16 protein-coding genes are annotated in these 16383 nt (G+C 62.8%); 5 read left to right on the forward strand and 11 right to left on the reverse strand.

The window, feature by feature from the left end; genetic code table 11:
- The 4 genes from KHO23_RS16845 to KHO23_RS16860 all read left to right on the forward strand — a co-directional run bounded on the left by KHO23_RS16845 (window position 1) and on the right by KHO23_RS16860 (window position 4119).
- Window positions 1-396, forward strand: coding sequence for a (2Fe-2S)-binding protein (locus KHO23_RS16845; protein ID WP_211612445.1), 396 nt, complete (start codon window positions 1-3; stop codon window positions 394-396).
- Window positions 393-1826: an FAD/NAD(P)-dependent oxidoreductase gene (locus KHO23_RS16850; RefSeq protein WP_211612350.1), complete on the forward strand. Its 1434-nt coding sequence runs from the start codon at window positions 393-395 to the stop codon at window positions 1824-1826. Before KHO23_RS16845 ends, KHO23_RS16850 begins: the two co-directional genes overlap by 4 nt.
- Window positions 1819-2946: an NAD(P)/FAD-dependent oxidoreductase gene (locus KHO23_RS16855; RefSeq protein ID WP_211612351.1), complete on the forward strand. Its 1128-nt coding sequence runs from the start codon at window positions 1819-1821 to the stop codon at window positions 2944-2946. Before KHO23_RS16850 ends, KHO23_RS16855 begins: the two co-directional genes overlap by 8 nt.
- A gap of 126 nt (window positions 2947-3072) precedes the next feature.
- Complete coding sequence (locus KHO23_RS16860) at window positions 3073-4119, forward strand: ABC transporter substrate-binding protein (RefSeq protein WP_211612352.1); 1047 nt, start codon at window positions 3073-3075, stop codon at window positions 4117-4119.
- A 117-nt stretch (window positions 4120-4236) separates the two neighbouring features.
- On the opposite strand, the gene KHO23_RS16865 is transcribed toward KHO23_RS16860, so the two are convergent.
- The 5 genes from KHO23_RS16865 to KHO23_RS16885 all read right to left on the reverse strand — a co-directional run bounded on the left by KHO23_RS16865 (window position 4237) and on the right by KHO23_RS16885 (window position 8398).
- Window positions 4237-4536, reverse strand: coding sequence for a hypothetical protein (locus tag KHO23_RS16865; protein ID WP_211612353.1), 300 nt, complete (start codon window positions 4534-4536; stop codon window positions 4237-4239).
- Window positions 4537-4595: 59 nt separating this feature from the next.
- Window positions 4596-5531 (reverse strand): 2-dehydropantoate 2-reductase, encoded by a 936-nt coding sequence (panE, locus tag KHO23_RS16870; protein ID WP_211612354.1) that lies wholly within the window; start codon window positions 5529-5531, stop codon window positions 4596-4598.
- 222 nt (window positions 5532-5753) lie between these two features.
- The gene (locus KHO23_RS16875; RefSeq protein WP_211612355.1) at window positions 5754-6719 is read right to left on the reverse strand and encodes a nucleoside hydrolase; all 966 of its coding nucleotides are present in this window, start codon (window positions 6717-6719) and stop codon (window positions 5754-5756) included.
- On the reverse strand, window positions 6716-7105 hold the full coding sequence (locus tag KHO23_RS16880; RefSeq protein WP_054040364.1) for a cytidine deaminase: 390 nt from the start codon (window positions 7103-7105) through the stop codon (window positions 6716-6718). The genes KHO23_RS16875 and KHO23_RS16880 overlap by 4 nt, the downstream gene beginning before the upstream one ends.
- A gap of 15 nt (window positions 7106-7120) precedes the next feature.
- Entirely contained in the window at window positions 7121-8398 is a 1278-nt protein-coding gene (locus KHO23_RS16885) for a NupC/NupG family nucleoside CNT transporter (RefSeq protein ID WP_211612356.1), read from the reverse strand.
- 242 nt (window positions 8399-8640) lie between these two features.
- Between KHO23_RS16885 and gltS the strand changes: the two genes are divergently transcribed.
- Window positions 8641-9891 (forward strand): sodium/glutamate symporter, encoded by a 1251-nt coding sequence (gene gltS, locus KHO23_RS16890; RefSeq protein WP_211612357.1) that lies wholly within the window; start codon window positions 8641-8643, stop codon window positions 9889-9891.
- A 63-nt stretch (window positions 9892-9954) separates the two neighbouring features.
- Here gltS and KHO23_RS16895 read toward each other — a convergent pair whose 3' ends face one another.
- The 6 genes from KHO23_RS16895 to KHO23_RS16920 all read right to left on the reverse strand — a co-directional run bounded on the left by KHO23_RS16895 (window position 9955) and on the right by KHO23_RS16920 (window position 16311).
- Entirely contained in the window at window positions 9955-11139 is a 1185-nt protein-coding gene (locus KHO23_RS16895; RefSeq protein WP_211612358.1) for a thiolase family protein, read from the reverse strand.
- Between the two features lie 48 nt (window positions 11140-11187).
- Window positions 11188-12618, reverse strand: coding sequence for an efflux transporter outer membrane subunit (locus tag KHO23_RS16900; RefSeq protein WP_211612359.1), 1431 nt, complete (start codon window positions 12616-12618; stop codon window positions 11188-11190).
- A gap of 10 nt (window positions 12619-12628) precedes the next feature.
- Complete coding sequence (locus KHO23_RS16905) at window positions 12629-14200, reverse strand: DHA2 family efflux MFS transporter permease subunit (protein ID WP_211612360.1); 1572 nt, start codon at window positions 14198-14200, stop codon at window positions 12629-12631.
- Window positions 14201-14208: 8 nt separating this feature from the next.
- On the reverse strand, window positions 14209-15297 hold the full coding sequence (locus KHO23_RS16910; protein ID WP_211612361.1) for an HlyD family secretion protein: 1089 nt from the start codon (window positions 15295-15297) through the stop codon (window positions 14209-14211).
- 88 nt (window positions 15298-15385) lie between these two features.
- Entirely contained in the window at window positions 15386-15808 is a 423-nt protein-coding gene (locus KHO23_RS16915; protein ID WP_211612362.1) for a MarR family winged helix-turn-helix transcriptional regulator, read from the reverse strand.
- Window positions 15809-15888: 80 nt separating this feature from the next.
- The gene (locus KHO23_RS16920; RefSeq protein WP_211612363.1) at window positions 15889-16311 is read right to left on the reverse strand and encodes a MarR family winged helix-turn-helix transcriptional regulator; all 423 of its coding nucleotides are present in this window, start codon (window positions 16309-16311) and stop codon (window positions 15889-15891) included.
- Window positions 16312-16383: the final 72 nt, after the last annotated feature.

Below are 16383 nucleotides of genomic sequence, written 5' to 3' on the forward strand. Positions count from 1 at the left end.
ATGCCGTCGAATCTGCCGTCTTCCGAACCCGCCGCGCCGAAGCGCGATGCGCAATTCGTCCGCATCGCGGAGACGCAGCGTGAACCGCTCAGCTTTTTTATCGACGGCCACGAAGTCACCGCGTTGCAAGGCGACACACTGCTCACTGCCGTACTGATGCAACAACGCCGCTTGCGCGACAGTGAATTCAGCGGCGCGCCGCGCGCTGGTTTTTGTCTGATCGGCGCTTGCCAGGACTGCTGGATGCGTACCGAAGAGGGAATACGTCTGCGCGCGTGCTCGACACTGGTGACACAGGGCATGCGCGTGCTCACGCGGTTCGCCGAAACGGCTTCTGTTGTTGCTTCTGCCTCTGCCTCTGCTGCGGCCGCGGCTGCAAACGGAGCCACGCCATGAGTAACGAACACCGCGTGGTTATCGTCGGCGCGGGACCGGCGGGCGTGCGCGCCGCCGAAACACTGATTGCGGCCGGTATCAAACCCATTGTGCTGGACGAGAATGCCCGTTGGGGCGGTCAGATTTATCGTCAACCGCCCGCGAACGGCGCGTTCCAGCGCTCGAAGAAAACACTCTACGGTTTCGAAGCGCGCAAAGCCGACGCGTTGCATACGACGATGGCCGCGCTTCTCCCGCACCTCGACTATCGCCCCGACACGCTGGCCTGGGCTTGTGAACCGGGCCGGCTCGATACGTTGCACGCGGGACGGGAAATCAGCGTGCCGTTTTCGCATCTGATCATTGCGAGCGGCGCCACTGACCGCGTGCTGCCGGTGCCGGGTTGGACGCTACCCGGCGTCTACACGCTGGGCGCGGCGCAGGTCGCATTGAAGGCGCAGGGTTGTGCGATCGGTCAGCGCGTCGTGCTCGCGGGCACGGGGCCGCTGCTCTATCTCGTGGCCTATCAGTACGTGAAAGCCGGTGCACAGGTGGTAGCCGTGCTCGACACGAGTTCGCTATCGCAGCAGGTTGCCGCGGTGCCGAAACTCGCGCGGCAACCTTCTACGTTCGCCAAAGGGCTCTACTACGTCGGCTGGCTAAAGATGCACGGCGTGCGAATCGAACGCGACGTGAACCTGATCGGCATTCGCGGCGAGCACGGCGTGAGTGCGATTGAATGGCGTTCTTCGGCGGACAATTCGAAGACCGAAACCCTCGCGTGCGACGCCGTCGGCATCAGCTTTGGCCTGAAGCCAGAAACCCAGCTCGCCGATCTCGCCGGGTGCCGCTTCCGTTTCGACACGCACAACCGTTGCTGGCTGCCCGAACTCGACCCCGCCGGCCGTAGCTCCGTGCACGGCATCTATCTGGCGGGCGACGGCGCGGGCATCGCCGGCGCCGATGCGGCCGAACTCGCGGGCCGTCGCACGGCGCTAGCGCTACTCGACGACCTCGGCATCGCCCATCCGCGTGGCCTCGGCATGCACGACGCGGCTTCCCTCGACCGCAGCCTGCGACGTATCGCTGTATTTCGCCAGGGGATCGAAGCGGCATTTGCACCACCCGCAAAATGCGCGGCGCAATGGCCCGACGACATGACCGTATGCCGCTGCGAAGAAATCGACGCCGGCACCTTGCGACGCTGCATCCACGGCGGCGAAGCGAACGAGATCAACCGCCTGAAAGCGCTCACGCGCGTCGGCATGGGCCGTTGCCAGGGGCGCATGTGTGGCGAAGCGGCATTGACGCTGCTTGCGCAAGAAACCGGCAAACCGCTTGAAGCCGTAGGCCGTTTGCGCAGCCAGCCGCCCGTCAAACCGATTCCGCTATCGCCCGCCATGTATGCCGATGGCGTCGCCGAGATTCCCGAGGAGGCCCGCGATGAGTGACACGCTGCACTATGACGTCGCGATTGCGGGCGGCGGGTTGGTCGGCGCGTCGGCGGCCTTGGCGCTGGCGCGGCGCGGCTTACGGGTGGGCCTGTTCGAGCGGCGCTATTGCGGCGCGCAGGCAAGCGGCGTGAACTACGGTGGCGTGCGCGTCCAGGGACGCCCGGTCGAGCAGATGCCGCTCGCCATGCGTGCACGGCGCATCTGGGATCGCTTGCCGGAACTGATCGGCATCGACGGCGAATTCACCGTGTCGGGACATTTGCGGCTTGCGCGCAGCGAAGCCGATATTGCCGCGCTCGAAGCATGGGCGGACATGGCGCGCGGCCACGGCCTGCAAGCGCAGTTGATCAGCGGCGCCACGTTCCGGCAACGCTATCCGTGGCTGGGCGCTGCGGCGATCGGCGGCTCGTTGTGCGCGACCGACGGCCACGCGAATCCGCGCCTGGTGTCGCCCGCGTTCGCACGCGCCGCGCGAGCCGCAGGCGCGGACGTGCGCGAACAAACCGCACTAACCGCAATCCATCACGACGGCACACGTTTCCAGCTGCGAGCGGGCGACACGCGCATCAGCGCCGATTGGCTGATCAATTCCGCCGGCGCATGGGCGAATACGGTTGCCGGTTACTTCGGCGAAACCGCGCCAATGAAACCGATCTACCCGAACATGTGGGTCACCGAACCGCTGCCGCATTTCATCACGCACAACCTCGGCGTGGTCGGCGGCGGCATCTACGCACGGCAGGTGGCGCGCGGCAATTGCGTGATCGGCGGCGGGCGCGGACACGGCGACGGCGAATACGGTCAACCGTCGACAGAAACCACCCGCGCCGTGATGCGCGATGCGTGCGCCCTGCTACCCCCGCTGCGCGAGGCGCTGCTGATCCGCACATGGAGCGGCGTGGAAGGTGAAACGCCCGACAGCAATCCGATCATCGGTGCGAGCCGCACGGTGCCGCGTCTGCTGCACGCGTTCGGCTTTTCGGGCGGCGGGTTTTTGCTGGCGCCGGGCGTCGGCGAAATACTCGCGGATCTTGTGCTGGAAGGCGCGACGGCCACACCGCTCGACGCGTTTTCGATCAATCGCTTCGCTGCTGTTGCTGCGCCATCTGTCGCCTAGTTATCGCCTGGTTATCGCCTGGTTATCGCCTGGTTATCGCCTGGTTGTTGCGTGCTTATTGCAATTCGCTTTGTTATCGCTCAGTCATCGCCTCGTTATCGTTTAGTGAAACTCAGGAGTCTCCCAATGAAACTGTTCAAGACGATCGCGGCGCTGGCCGCATTGTGCGCATTCGGTGCGGCCGCGCCGGCATGGTCGGAAACGAAGACCATCTATATCGGCATGAACGGCGGTCCGATGGAAAAGGCCTATACGAGCCAGGTTCTGCCCGACTTCGAGAAAGCCAATAACGTCAAGGTGGTCGTGGTGCCCGGTACCTCGTCGGACATTCTCGCGAAGCTCCTCGCCAACAAGGCCAATCCGCAAATCCACGTGGTGTTTCTCGACGACGGCGTGATGGCGCGCGCGGTCAGCATGGGCGTGTGCAAGAAGCTCGACGATTCGCCGGTGCTCAAGGAGCTCTACCCGTTCGCGCGCATGAAGGACGACATGGGTGCGGGTGTGCAGCTCGGCATGACCGGCATCGCGTATAACAAGAAGCTGTTCGCTGAAAAAGGCTGGGCGCCGCCCACTTCATGGATGGACTTTGCCGATCCGAAGTACAAGGGCAAAGTGGTGTTCCAGTCCGCTTCGAGCAGCACCTTCGGGCTGCACGGCTTCCTGGCGATCAACCGTTTGATGGGCGGCAGCGAGCAGAACGTCGAACCGGGTTTCACGAAATGGGCCAGCACGGTCGGCCCGAACGTCGTGGAATACGTGCCGAATTCGGCGAAAATTTCCGAAATGGTCCAGACCGGCGAAGCGGGCCTGTTTCCGTTGACGCCAACCGCCGTGGGCGATCTGCAGGATAAGGGCATTCCGGTCGGCTATGTGAATCCGAAGGAAGGACCCGTGTTGCTGCTGGTCGATCTGTGCGTGGTCAACAACAACCCGGATCCGCAAGTCGCGCAGAAACTCGCGCAGTTCCTGCTGTCGGCGCCGGCTCAGACGAAAGCCGCCGAAGCCGGCAAGCAGATTCCAACCAACCGTCTCGCGAAGATGACGCCGCCAATGCAGCAAAGCCTGGGCAATGTCGACGATCTGGTGAAGAAGGTGACCGTGGTGGATTGGGACACGATCAATGCGCATCGCGCGCAGTGGGATACGCGCTGGAACAGGCAGATCGAGCGTTAAGCCCGCTTGCGTAGGGCGGCGTGCCGGCAATCGGCACGGCCACGCTGCGATTCTCCACATCGACGGGACGCGCGCCTTGTTTGCCTCAAGGCGCGCGTTTTCGTGTCTGGCGTTGCGTCAGAAGATTACCGAAACAGCCACGCCCAGCCAGATTGACAGAACGCCGGCAAGAAACATATGCCGCGCTATACGAACGCGGGAATCGCTAGTTTCCGGCTCGACAGGGCTGGTCGCCATCCACGGTACGAGGCCGAGGCAGCCGAAGCCGGTCATCGCAAACACGAAGACAAAGACGTCGGAGACTCGCCATTTCGTCTGATCGTACAGGCCCCAGTAGCCGAGAAAAACGATGCCGATCGAGAAGATCGTCGCCGAAGCGGCACTAAGCGCGGGTACGGATCCGGTTGGACTCGGCATGCTTCACCTCCGAAACGTTAGGCGGTTGTAGCCGCCCCCATCACCCGCGCTCAGGTCAGTCAGGACGTGCGGGTCTGCCTCGCTTCATACGTCTTCAGATGACTATAGGCGATGCGCAGCAGCGACAAGCCATGCTCGCCCTTCTGCGCGTCGCCGCCGCGCGCGATCAGATCGCCGAGAATGTGATCCGCCTCGGTATGCGAGTGGTTTTCGACGTCGCGCAACATCGAAGCCGTCAGCGGCGTCGGCGTAAAGAGCGTTTGGGTGGCCCGGGCGTCGAAGTCCGGACCCATCGTAAAGCCGTTGTGTTCCGCGACGCCACGGCACTCGCCGAGCAGGTTTTCGATGATGCGCTTGCCATCCGGCGCAGCCAGAATATCGCCGACCGATCCGCGCATCAAGCACGTACTCGCCGCCAGTGTGGCCAGGAACACCCACTTTTCCCACATGCGCAGCAGGATGTTGTCGCTGACCACCGCATCGAAGTTCGCGCCGGCCATCGCGTCCACAATCGCCTCTACGCGCTCGGACGTGCCGCCTTCCAGTTCACCGAAAGTAATCGCATGCGTTTCGTTCAGATGCATGATGTGCTGCTCGGGGCTGAGCGTCGCCGCAATCACGCATTGACCGCCCAGTACGCGCGACGCACCGAACTTTTCCTTGAGCACGTCGATATGGCGCATGCCGTTGAGCATCGGCAGAATCAGCGTCGATTCGCCGACCAGCGGTGCGAACGAATCGATCGCGTCGTCGAGGCTGTAGGCTTTGCAGCTGAGCAGCACCAGATCGAACGGCTCCGCGCCAACGCCGGCGAGAATCGTCTTGACGTCGTGCAACGCCAGATTGCCGCGCACGCTGTTGATAACCAGACCGTCAGACGCGAGTTTTTCCGCGCGGCCGGCGCGCACGAGGAAGGTCACGTCCTGGCCCGCCGCCGCGAGACGTCCGCCGAAATAGCCGCCCACGGCGCCCGCCCCTACTACTAGAATTCGCATCTTTTGCCTCTTGATAGATTTGGGTCACGCGCGCCGGGCCGATCAGCAAAGGCTTCGAAGATCGCGTACGCAGCACGTCTGGAGAAATGTAGCAAAAATTGACGATGGGCATCGGCCACCTATGACGGCCCAGTTTGCTGCAACGCGTTGCGGCCGCACGGTTACCGCGTTGTTTCGGTTGTTTCCGTTGCTTCGGTTGTTTCTTATGTCAGATCAATCGCCCTACAACGTGCCGCAGAGGGTCTGTTCGTAAAGCGCGAGCATCCCGGGCACATCCACGTCTAGGCACACGGTGCTCCCGGGCCGGGTGTCCCAGTCCGGCGCGGGCACGGGCATCGCGGAAGGCTTCTGAATGGTTTGGCCCACCGCGATCCCATCCGTCAGCACGCGTACGGGCCCACGGCGAGTCGTATAAAGATGCGGCGCGAGGACATAGGCGACTGCCGACGAGTCGTGTACGTAAATACCCTTGAGTTGCGCGCTTTGCTCGTGAAAAGCCTCGTAGTGCCGCGACACGTCCCAAACGAACCGTCCTGCTGCACCGCCGCGATCGCGCAGCGACGCCAGATAATCGTGGCTCATGACGGTGCGCTGCGTGACGTCGAGTCCGACAATCGCAACCGGCCAGGCCGCGCCGAACACAATGTCGGCGGCATCGGGGTCGCCGAGGATGTTCGCTTCTGCAGCGGGGGTCACGTTGCCGAGCACGCCGTCCGTGCCGAACGCACCGCCCATGATAACCACCTGCCTGACGAGCGAGGCGATCTGCGGATCGTCGGCCAGCGCCAATGCCAGGTTCGTGAGCGGGCCCACCGCAATCAATGTGACTTCGCCCGGATGCGCGCGCACCGTGTCGACGATGAAGCGGTGTGCGGGGCGTGCGTCGAGCGCCGCCTCAAGACCGGCTTCGATCGCGATGTTGCCAAGCCCGTTATCGCCATGAATCCAGGCGAGCGGCTCAGGCGCGCTGCGCTTGAGCGGTGCGGCAGCGCCCTGCGCAACCGGCACGCCCGGCGCGAACCGCCCGGCCAGAAAACGCGCATTGCGCGTGGTGGTCTCGATCGTGGCGTTGCCGAATACGCTCGTCAGACCGAGCAATTCGATGTCAGGATGCAGCGCCTGGAAAACGAGCGCCATCGCATCGTCCACACCGGGATCGGTGTCGTAAATAACCCTGTGCTTGCTCATAGGTAGAACGCGTCCGGCAATTGTTCACGCGCGGTGGTGTCGCGCGTGGCGCCATGCAGGTTGCCGAGCCGAATCGGCAATTCAGGGCCGCCCAGTTCGATGATCACCTGGCGGCATGCGCCGCACGGTGCGATCGGTCCATCCGTATCGCCGATCACGGCAAGTGCGGCGAACTGGTCGCGTTGATAGCCCGCGGCAATGGCGCTGAAAAACGCCGTGCGTTCAGCGCAATTGCACAATCCGTACGAGGCATTCTCGACGTTGCAGCCGTCGAATACGGTGCCGTCTTTGGTCAGCAGCGCGGCGCCGACCTTGAACTTCGAATAAGGCGCATAGGCCTTTTCTCGCGCGACACCCGCGCGTTCCAGCAGTTGTTCCATGTTCATGCAACGATCCTCGATTCAATTCAGCGTCAGGAACATGCCCGCGATTGTGGCGCTCATCAGGTTCGAGAGCGTCGCGGCGAGCACGACACGCAGGCCGTAGCGCGCGACCTCGGCGCGGCGTTCCGGCGCGACGGCGCTAAACCCGCCCGTCAGCACCGCGATCGACGCAAAGTTTGCGAAGCCGCATAACGCAAACGACAGAATCGCAATGGTACGCGGATCGAGCGCTTGCAGGCCGGCCGCGCTCACGCTTGCGGCATCTTTCAGATACGGCGACAGCGACGCATAAGCGACGAACTCGTTGAGAATGATCTTCTGGCCGAGAAAGTTGCCGGCGATGGCGGCTTCGCTCCACGGCACACCGATCAGGTACGCCAGCGGCGCAAACACCGTGCCGAGCACCGACTGCATCGACAGTTGGGGATGGCCGAACCAGCCGCCTATGCCGCCCACAATACCGTTGAGCAACGCAATGAGACTGACGAACGCGATCAGCATCGCGCCGACCATCACGGCGATTTTCAGGCCCACTGTTGCGCCGGAACTCGCGGCTTCGATCACATTCGCGGGACGCTTTTCATCGAAGCTGAGGTGCTCCAGGTGCACGCGGCTCGGTTCGGTGGTCGGGTGAATGATCTTGGCGAACAGCAAGCCACCGGGCACCGCCATAAACGACGCGGCCAGCAGATATTCAATTCGCACACCCAGGCCCGCATAGCCCGCCAGCACCGAACCGGCAACCGCCGCCATGCCGCTCGACATCACGGCAAACAGTTCGGCACCGGTCATGTCGCGCGTGAACGGTTTGACCACGGCAGGCATTTCGCTTTGACCCAGGAAGATCGTGGTCACGGCCGAGAACGACTCGATCTTCGATACGCCGAGCAGCTTCTGGAATACCGTGCCGAGCACGATGACGATCCAGCGCATCACGCCGAGGTAGTACAGCACGGAGATGAGTGCCGTGACGAAGATGATGGCCGGCAGCACACGCACGGCGAAAACAAAGCCGCCGTCGCCGAACACCTGGAACATCTTCGCTTGCACGAGGCCGCCGAACAGGAACTCGATGCCCGCGTTGCCATAGCCCAGTATGTCGTTCACGCCTGACGCGGCGGCCGCGAGAACCGTTTTGCCGACCGGCACGAAGAGAATGAAGGCGCCGATACCGACCTGCGCAAGCAGCGCTGCAATAACAGTGCGTAAGCGGATGGCACGCCGGTTGGTCGAAAAAATGAAAGCGATAAGAAGCAGTACGCCAATGCCGAGGATGTTTCGTGCGATCAGTGCCATGTCTCTTGGTGTTCTTGTGGAAGTGGCAATGATCCTAAACGAAACCGATGCTGGAGAAAAATTTAAATACCGCCTTATCCCGGCATCAGCAGCCGAGTGGCTGGCGACAGTGCGCTTCGCGGCAGTCGTTGTTGGATCAACTTCGTTCAGGTACTCTCACGCCGTAGGCGTTTCTGCCGCTCCACACACCGTCTAACGCCTCGTCGCGCTATGACCATCACTCAAGTTTATCGAGGTCGCCTATGAACGTCGGCATCTATGGAACACTCGTCACGGCTTCACTGGTTCTGCTGCTGGGAAACAGGCTGCTCGGATGGATCCCTCTGCTGCGCAGCTATACGATTCCCGAACCCGTTGCCGGCGGTCTGCTCGTGGCAATCGTCCTGCTGATCCTACGCACCACGAGCCACGTTGAAGTACGTTTCGACACAGCACTGCAAACGCCGCTGATGCTTGCCTTTTTCGCGACCATCGGCCTCAACGCCAACCTCGCCAGCCTCAAGTCCGGCGGCCCACTGCTGCTGCGTTTTCTCGGTCTCGTGATCGGCCTGCTGGTCCTGCAGAATGCAGTGGGCATCGCCCTCACTTATCTATTGGGCATCGATCCACTGTACGGTTTGCTGGTCGGTTCGATCACCCTGTCCGGCGGTCACGGCACCGGCGCTGCATGGAGCAAGGTGTTCGCCGAACACCACGGGCTTCAGTCCGCCACGGAGGCCGCGATCGCCTGCGCGACGTTCGGCCTCGTGATGGGCGGCATTCTCGGCGGCCCGGTGGCACGATTGCTGATGCGGCAAGTCGCGAAGAAGGACGTTGTGCGCGCCGGGAATCGCGCAGAGACCCACGCAGAGAGCCTCGCAGAGAACCACAACAAGAGCCCCGCCGAACCGCCGCTCGCCTTCGAAGAACCGAAGGCTGAGCAAGCCACCACGCCGGCCGCCTTCATCGAGACGCTGGCGCTGATCGCGATCAGCCTCGCGGCCGGCAGTGCGCTTTCACAATTATTGGCCGGCACGGCGATCGAGCTGCCGACTTTCGTCTGCGTGCTATTCGTCGGCGTGGTGCTAAGCAATGCGCTCGGGCTTGCGGGCAAACCTGTTCTCGATCACGCCGTGGCCCTGCTCGGCAACGTGAGCCTCGCGCTGTTCCTCGCCATGGCGCTCATGACGCTCAAGCTCTGGGACCTCGCCTCGCTGGCGCTGCCGGTCGTTTCGATTCTCGTGGCGCAAACCGTTTTGATGGCGCTCTATGCGATCTTCGTCACGTTCCGCGTGATGGGCCGCAACTATGACGCTGTCGTGCTTGCCTCCGGTCATTGCGGCTTCGGACTCGGTGCGACGCCCACGGCCATTGCGAATATGCAAGCCATCACGGCCCGCTTCGGCCATTCGCACCTCGCTTTTCTGGTCGTGCCAATGGTGGGCGCCTTCTTTATCGACATTGCGAATGCAATCGTCATCAAGGGCTATCTGGCCTTGCCGATCTTTCATTAGCCGATACGGCCGCGGCGCGTTTGCGGTTCCAGTCACCGCAACGCGCCGCAGCAACGGCCGATCTCAGATCACTTCCAATGCCAGCGCAATTCCCTGCCCGCCGCCGATACACAACGTGACGACACCGCGTTTCAGGCCGTCACGGCGCATTGAGTGCAGCAGCCGGGTCGTCAATACCGCACCGGTCGCGCCAATCGGATGACCGTGCGCGATCGCACCGCCTTGCACGTTGATCAATTCGTCCGCAATGCCGAGTCTGCGCGCCACCGCGATCGGCACCGCGGCAAAGGCTTCATTGATCTCGAAGCGTTCGACGTCCCCGAGTTGCCAACCCGCGCGGGCCAAGGCCATTTGCACAGCCGGCACCGGACCGAGGCCGAACATGCCCGGCTCGACCGCCGCGACGCCATACGCCACCAGCCGCGCGAACGGTTCGATGCCGCGCGCCTCGGCGTAGCCACGCTCAGCGACCAGCATGGCCGCTGCGCCGCTGTTCAATCCCGGCGCGTTGCCCGCGGTAATCGTGCCGTCCGGACGAAATGCCGGGCGCAGTCGGGCAAGCGTTTCGATAGTCGTATCCGGGCGCGGCTGTTCATCGCTCGCAAATTGCTGCGGGCCTTTGCGCCCCGGGATTTCGACGGCCACCAGTTCAGCATCGAAATCGCCACGCGCCTGCGCTTCGGCAAAACGCTGTTGCGAACGGGCGGCCCAGCGGTCCTGCGTTTCGCGCGTGAGGTCGAACTGCGCGACGAGGTCTTCGGTGTGCCAGCCGGAATGCTCGCCGGAAAACGCGTCGTTCAGGCCGTCGCGCAGCAGGCTGTCGTGGATTTGCGCATTGCCCATCCGATAGCCCCAGCGGCCGCCGTCGAGTAAATACGGCGCACGGTCCATGTTTTCCATGCCGCCGGCCACGGCTGCATCGCCGAGGCCGAGCCAGATTTCCTGGGCCGCGGAGGCAATCGCCTGCGCACCCGACCCGCACACGCGATTGACCGTCAACGCAGGCACGGCCACCGGCACGCCGCCGCCAATCGACGCCTGACGTGCCGGATTCATCTTGTTGCCGGCCTGGATCACGTTGCCCATCACCACCGAAGCCAGCGCGGCCGGATCGAGGCCGCTGCGACGCAGCGTTTCACGCACCGCGACCGCGCCGAGTTCGGTTGCGGGCACCTCTTTCAGCGACCCGCCGAATGCGCCGATCGGCGTTCTCACCGGATTGCAGATCACCACTTCTCGCGTACTCATCGTTCATCTCCAGTTGGACTACCCATTTCCCCACCACGTCCACGTGCATCAATTTGCCGATGCCGCCGTGACCGTGGTGGGCACATCCCAGCCGCCGCCGAGCGAGCGATACAGCGCGACGGCTGCAAGCGCATGCTCGCGTTTGGCCTGATTCAGCGATTCCGCGTCACGCAAGTACGCCTCCTGCGCGGCGAGGACATCGAGAAAATCCGTCGCGCCGCCCTTGTAGAGCTCGCTCGACAGATGCAGCGCATGGTCCGATGCATCGAGCGCGCCGCCCAGGCGTTGCACCTGTACCGCGCCGTTCACCAGATCGCTGCGGTTGTCCTCGATCTCTTTCAACGCTTGCAGCATGGTCTGCTGCAAGCCGAGTTGCGATTCACGCATCCGGCTCTCGCTCGCGTCGATATTCGCGGTGATGCGGCCGGCGTTGAAGATTGGACTGGTCGCGTTCAATGCGGCACTGAAGAGGTTATCGGTCAGCGTCGGCAAGCCGAGATAGGACGAGGCCAGCAAGCCATCAGCGAGATTGAGCCGGAACTGCGGATAGCGCTGCGCTTTTGACACGCCCACTTCCGCCGCGCGCTGTTCGACCGTCGCGTAGGCATTGCGCACGTCGGGCCGCTGCAACAGAGCTTCGGAAGGCAACGTCTGCGGCACGCTTTGCGCGGGCACCGGTATCTCGCGTGCATTGGCCAACAGCAGGCCATCGACACTCTCCGGCGTGCGCCCCGAATACACCGCGATCAGACTCAGTTGATGCTGCACGGCCGACTGGATGCGCGGGATCTGCGCCTGCAAATCCTGTAACTGGTTCTGCGCACGCGCGACGTCGAGTTGCGTCGACAGGCCATAGTGCAAGCGCTCCTGCGTGAGTTTCAAGGCACGGGCACGGATCTGTTCGTTGTCGCTGAGAATCTGCAATTGCGATTGCGCCCAGCGCAGATCGATATACGCAGCAGCGGTGTTCGCCGCGAGTGCCAGACGCACTTGGTTCAAGGCCGTCTGCCGACCCGACACTTGCGCCTGTGCTGCCAGAACAGCAAGACGTTCACCACCAAATACGTCCGGCGTCCAGCTCGCTGTCAAACCGACACCGGCCTGACGCACATAGCCGAGCGGTGGCGGCGTGTTCTGGCGAGAGTCGGATGCGTTCGCGCTAGCGTTCAACTCCGGCAGTAATGCCGCGCGATTTTGCGTCACGAGGTCCTGCGCCTGCTTGACACGTTCCACTGCAGCCTGCACGTCGAGATTGCCCGTCAGCACCGATTCCACCAATTGATGCATGACGGGATCGCCGAATTCCGCCCACCATGTATTGGCGCTTACGCTGTCTTGAAGGGCATCGACATTCCACGCGGCCGGCGCGACGGTCTGCACCGTATGCGGCAGGTCCGCATGCGTTTCAGGTTGCACCGCGCATGCCGCGAGCGTCAGAAGCGCCGCACTCGCCAGGACTTTGATAACGATTGGTTTCATGCTGAATTCCTCAATGAGCATCGGGCGGCGGTGCGGTATTGCCGAACGGACGGGAGAACAGCACGCTCAGCAAACCGGCAACGAAACAGAGCGACAACACAAAGAACGTGTCGGAGAACGTGAGCACGAGTGCTTCGCGCATCAGCAGTGCATGCAACGCGCCGAGCCCCGCATTGGCCGCATTCAGCGCATCGCCGCCGACCTGCGCGAAGTGCGCGCTTTGCTGCTGCAAAATCGACTCGACCACCGGACGGCCCGTGCTCAGGTGTTCATCGAGCCGCTCGTAATGGAGATTCAATCGGTCGTTGAGCATCGTGCTGCTCACGGCAATACCGATAGCGCCGCCGAGATTGCGCATCAGGTTGAAGAGGCCGCTGGCGGATCGAAGCCTCGACATCGGCAATGAACCCAGCGCCATCGTGACAATGGGCGGAATGCAGAACTGCTGGCCGATGCCTCGCAACGCCTGCGGGATCAGCAACTCGTGCCAGCCCCACTGACTGGTCAGCGGCACATACAGATAACAGCCGACGCCGAACAGTACCAGGCCAAACACCAGCAACACGCGCATATCGATAAAACGCGCGACTATCGAATACGCAACCATCGCGAGCAACTGAAAACACCCCACCGACAGCAAGGCGACGCCGATCTGCAACGAATCGAAGCCACGCACACGCGACAGGAACACGGGCGTCAGGAACACCGCGCAGAAAATCCCGATCCCGGTGATGAACGACAGCAGACTGCCAATGCCGAAGTTGCGGATTGCCAACGCGCGCAGATCGACGATCGGCTCTTTTGCGGTGAACGCGTGCACGAGGAACAGAAATCCGCAGATCGCCGCCACCCAGGTGCACGTCAGAATCACGTCGTCGCCAAACCAGTTCTTGCGTGGCCCTTCCTCCAGGACGTATTCAAGGCAACCGAGAAAACCGGACATCAGCAGAATGCCGAGATAGTCGCCCTTTTTCAGCAGCGAGAGATCGACGGTGTCGAAGTGCACGTACTTCGGCACCATCAGCGTCACGGCAAGGCCCGGCACCAGGTTCAGATAGAACAGCCAGTGCCACGACCATTGCGAGGTGATCCAGCCGCCGATCACCGGACCGACCGTCGGTGCGAGCGTGGCGAGCGCGCTGATGGTGGTGGACGCAATCAGGCGCTGCTTGCCGGGGAACAGTACGAACGCCGTCGTGAACACGGTCGGAATCATCGCGGCGCCGAGCGCGCCCTGCAAACCGCGAAACAGGATCATCGAATTGATGTCCCATGCGAGGCCGCACAGCATGCTGGTGACCGTAAAGCCCAGCGCGGAAAACGCGAACACCCAGCGCGTCGAGAACACACGCGTGAGCCAGCCGGACATCGGGATCACGAGAATCTCCGCGATCAGATACGCGGTCTGCACCCACGAGAGCTCATCCTGACTCGCGGACAAGCCGCCGCCAATATCCTTGAGTGAAGACGCCACGATCTGGATGTCGAGCGTCGCCATGAAAAAACCGATGCACATCAGCACGAACGCGAAGACTTTGGTGCGCGTCGGCAGGTCGGCGGGGTTGGCAAGGACCTGGGTCATGATCGTCCTTAACCGTGAGCGGCGTCGAGGTGCACTTTCACCGTCGCCGATAGGCCCGGGCGCAGCACGCCTTGCATCTCTTTCGGCACATCGAGGCGCACGCGCACCGGCACGCGCTGCACGATCTTCGTGAAGTTGCCGGTGGCGTTCTCCGCCGGCAGCACGCTGAAGGTCGCGCCGGTTGCGGGTGCGAGACTCTCGACCACGCCGCGAATCCGGTTGCTCGATGCGTCGAGGTCGACGTCGACACCGTCACCGACGTGCATCTTCTTCAACTGGTCTTCCTTGAAGTTGGCGTCGATCCACAGTCCGCTCGACGGCACCACGGTCAGCAGCGACACGCCGATGTTTGCCAGCAGGCCGACGCGCGCGGTGCGATTGCCGACGTAACCGTCGATCGGCGAGCGGATCGTGGTGTACTCCACGTTCAATGCCGCGACCCGCTGCGCCGCTTTTGCGGTCGCGATGCGCGCCTCGGCGTCGCCGATCTGCGCGTCGAGCACGGCGATCTGCCGCTGCGCCGCGATCAACGCCGCGCTGCTGCGGTCGACCGCGGCATGTGCTTTGGTCAGGTCGGCGTCCGCGCGTTCCACGACCTGGTTTGATACCGCGTCGTCCTTCACCAGTTCGCGATAGCGCGTCTGATCGGCGGCGCTGCGCGTCAATTCGGCGCCGGACGCGCGAACCTCGGCCGCCTGCTCGTTGATGGTGGCGAGCTGCAAGGATTTCTTCGCCTGCAACTCGACGACGGCGGCTTGCGCGCTCTCGACTTCCGCACTGGCCTGCGCGAGACGCGCGTCGTAATCGCGCGCGTCGAGGCGAATCAGTACCTGGTTCGCGTGGACGAACTGATTGTCATGCACCAGCACGTCCGTGACGAAACCGTTCACTTTAGGCGACATCACGGTCACATCGCCGCCAACGTAGGCATCGTCCGTCGTCTCGACCAGGCGGCCAACAAAGAACCAGTACGACGCCGCAAGCGCCAGCACGGCGAGTACCGTAATGATCGCGAGCAGCATCCACGGAATGCGCCGTGCCGGTTTGGCGGCGCTTGCCACGCTGGGCGGTGCAATAGTCGAGGGTGTAGTGGACATGATGTCAGTATGTGCGTATGCACTCGTTAAGCTGAAAAAAAGGCGCGTTGAACTGCGCCGGGCTTGACCCGCTCAGCGCGGGCCTGATTCACGCGGGATCGTTTGTGACGGCGAACAACTCGGAGCGCAATGCCGCCGCGCGCCGCTCGCCGAAGCGATCCTCGAATTCGGCTTGCGCCGCATACCAATGCTTGCGCCCTGCTTGCAAACGCGCTTCGCCGGCTGCCGTCAGTGCAATCGACAACGCTCGCGCGTCCGCACCCAGTGTCTCGCTCGACACCAGCCCGTTGCGCCGCAGCGGCTGGATCGTGCGAACCAGCGTGGTGCGTTCCATGCGCATGGCTTCGGCCAGTTGCTTCATGGTCATCGGGCCGGTGCGATTCAGGCGCCCCAACAGCGAAAACTGTGTGATGGTCAGGCCGACATGCTCAAGATGACGGTCGTAAATCTGCGACACATAGCGTGCGGCCTGGCGGATCGCAAAGCAGTCGTCGTCGAAGAGTCCGTCCATTGCTGTCCTTCCTGTTCGTAAGTGCGTATGCACATAATCAGGCGTAAAAAAGCTCGCCGGAACGAGCTCATACGCTTTGTCTATCCGGTGATGCTGAAGAGTTCGGAGCGCAGCGCCTTGGCACGCGCATGGCCGAATTTTTCCTCGAACTCGTCTTGCGCGGCACGCCATGCGGTGGCCGCCTGGTCGAAGGTCGTTTCGCCCTTCTCTGTGAGACTGAACAGAAACGTGCGGTTGTCATGCTCCGCCGATTCCGTCACCACCAACCCGTCACGCTGCAACGGTTTCATGGCCCGGACCAGCGTGGTGCGCTCCATGACCATCGCGTCCGCGAGATCGACCATTGACAGGTTTGGCGTGCGCGCGAGCTTGGCGAGAATCGTGAACTGCGCAGCCGTCAGACCGACCTGGCCGAGATGCCGCTCGTAGATTTGCGTGACGTGCCGGGCCGCCTGGCGCAGCGCGAAACAGTTGCATTCGTCGTAAGAGAGAGGACGGTTCATGCTAGGCAGTCTAGCGTGTGCATACACACACTGTCAAGTTTTTCTCGCTTCGCGCGTACTTCGCAAGAATGG

Source organism: Paraburkholderia haematera, from assembly GCF_905220975.1.
In the GTDB taxonomy this organism is placed as follows: domain Bacteria; phylum Pseudomonadota; class Gammaproteobacteria; order Burkholderiales; family Burkholderiaceae; genus Paraburkholderia; species Paraburkholderia haematera.

Coding starts and splice junctions, on each gene's coding strand:
- KHO23_RS16845 (WP_211612445.1), top strand. CDS start 1: ATGCCGTCGAATCTGCCGTCTTCCGAACCCGCCGCGCCGAAGCGCGAT.
- KHO23_RS16850 (WP_211612350.1), top strand. CDS start 393: ATGAGTAACGAACACCGCGTGGTTATCGTCGGCGCGGGACCGGCGGGC.
- KHO23_RS16855 (WP_211612351.1), top strand. CDS start 1,819: ATGAGTGACACGCTGCACTATGACGTCGCGATTGCGGGCGGCGGGTTG.
- KHO23_RS16860 (WP_211612352.1), top strand. CDS start 3,073: ATGAAACTGTTCAAGACGATCGCGGCGCTGGCCGCATTGTGCGCATTC.
- KHO23_RS16865 (WP_211612353.1), bottom strand. CDS start 4,536: ATGCCGAGTCCAACCGGATCCGTACCCGCGCTTAGTGCCGCTTCGGCG.
- panE (WP_211612354.1), bottom strand. CDS start 5,531: ATGCGAATTCTAGTAGTAGGGGCGGGCGCCGTGGGCGGCTATTTCGGC.
- KHO23_RS16875 (WP_211612355.1), bottom strand. CDS start 6,719: ATGAGCAAGCACAGGGTTATTTACGACACCGATCCCGGTGTGGACGAT.
- KHO23_RS16880 (WP_054040364.1), bottom strand. CDS start 7,105: ATGAACATGGAACAACTGCTGGAACGCGCGGGTGTCGCGCGAGAAAAG.
- KHO23_RS16885 (WP_211612356.1), bottom strand. CDS start 8,398: ATGGCACTGATCGCACGAAACATCCTCGGCATTGGCGTACTGCTTCTT.
- gltS (WP_211612357.1), top strand. CDS start 8,641: ATGAACGTCGGCATCTATGGAACACTCGTCACGGCTTCACTGGTTCTG.
- KHO23_RS16895 (WP_211612358.1), bottom strand. CDS start 11,139: ATGAGTACGCGAGAAGTGGTGATCTGCAATCCGGTGAGAACGCCGATC.
- KHO23_RS16900 (WP_211612359.1), bottom strand. CDS start 12,618: ATGAAACCAATCGTTATCAAAGTCCTGGCGAGTGCGGCGCTTCTGACG.
- KHO23_RS16905 (WP_211612360.1), bottom strand. CDS start 14,200: ATGACCCAGGTCCTTGCCAACCCCGCCGACCTGCCGACGCGCACCAAA.
- KHO23_RS16910 (WP_211612361.1), bottom strand. CDS start 15,297: ATGTCCACTACACCCTCGACTATTGCACCGCCCAGCGTGGCAAGCGCC.
- KHO23_RS16915 (WP_211612362.1), bottom strand. CDS start 15,808: ATGGACGGACTCTTCGACGACGACTGCTTTGCGATCCGCCAGGCCGCA.
- KHO23_RS16920 (WP_211612363.1), bottom strand. CDS start 16,311: ATGAACCGTCCTCTCTCTTACGACGAATGCAACTGTTTCGCGCTGCGC.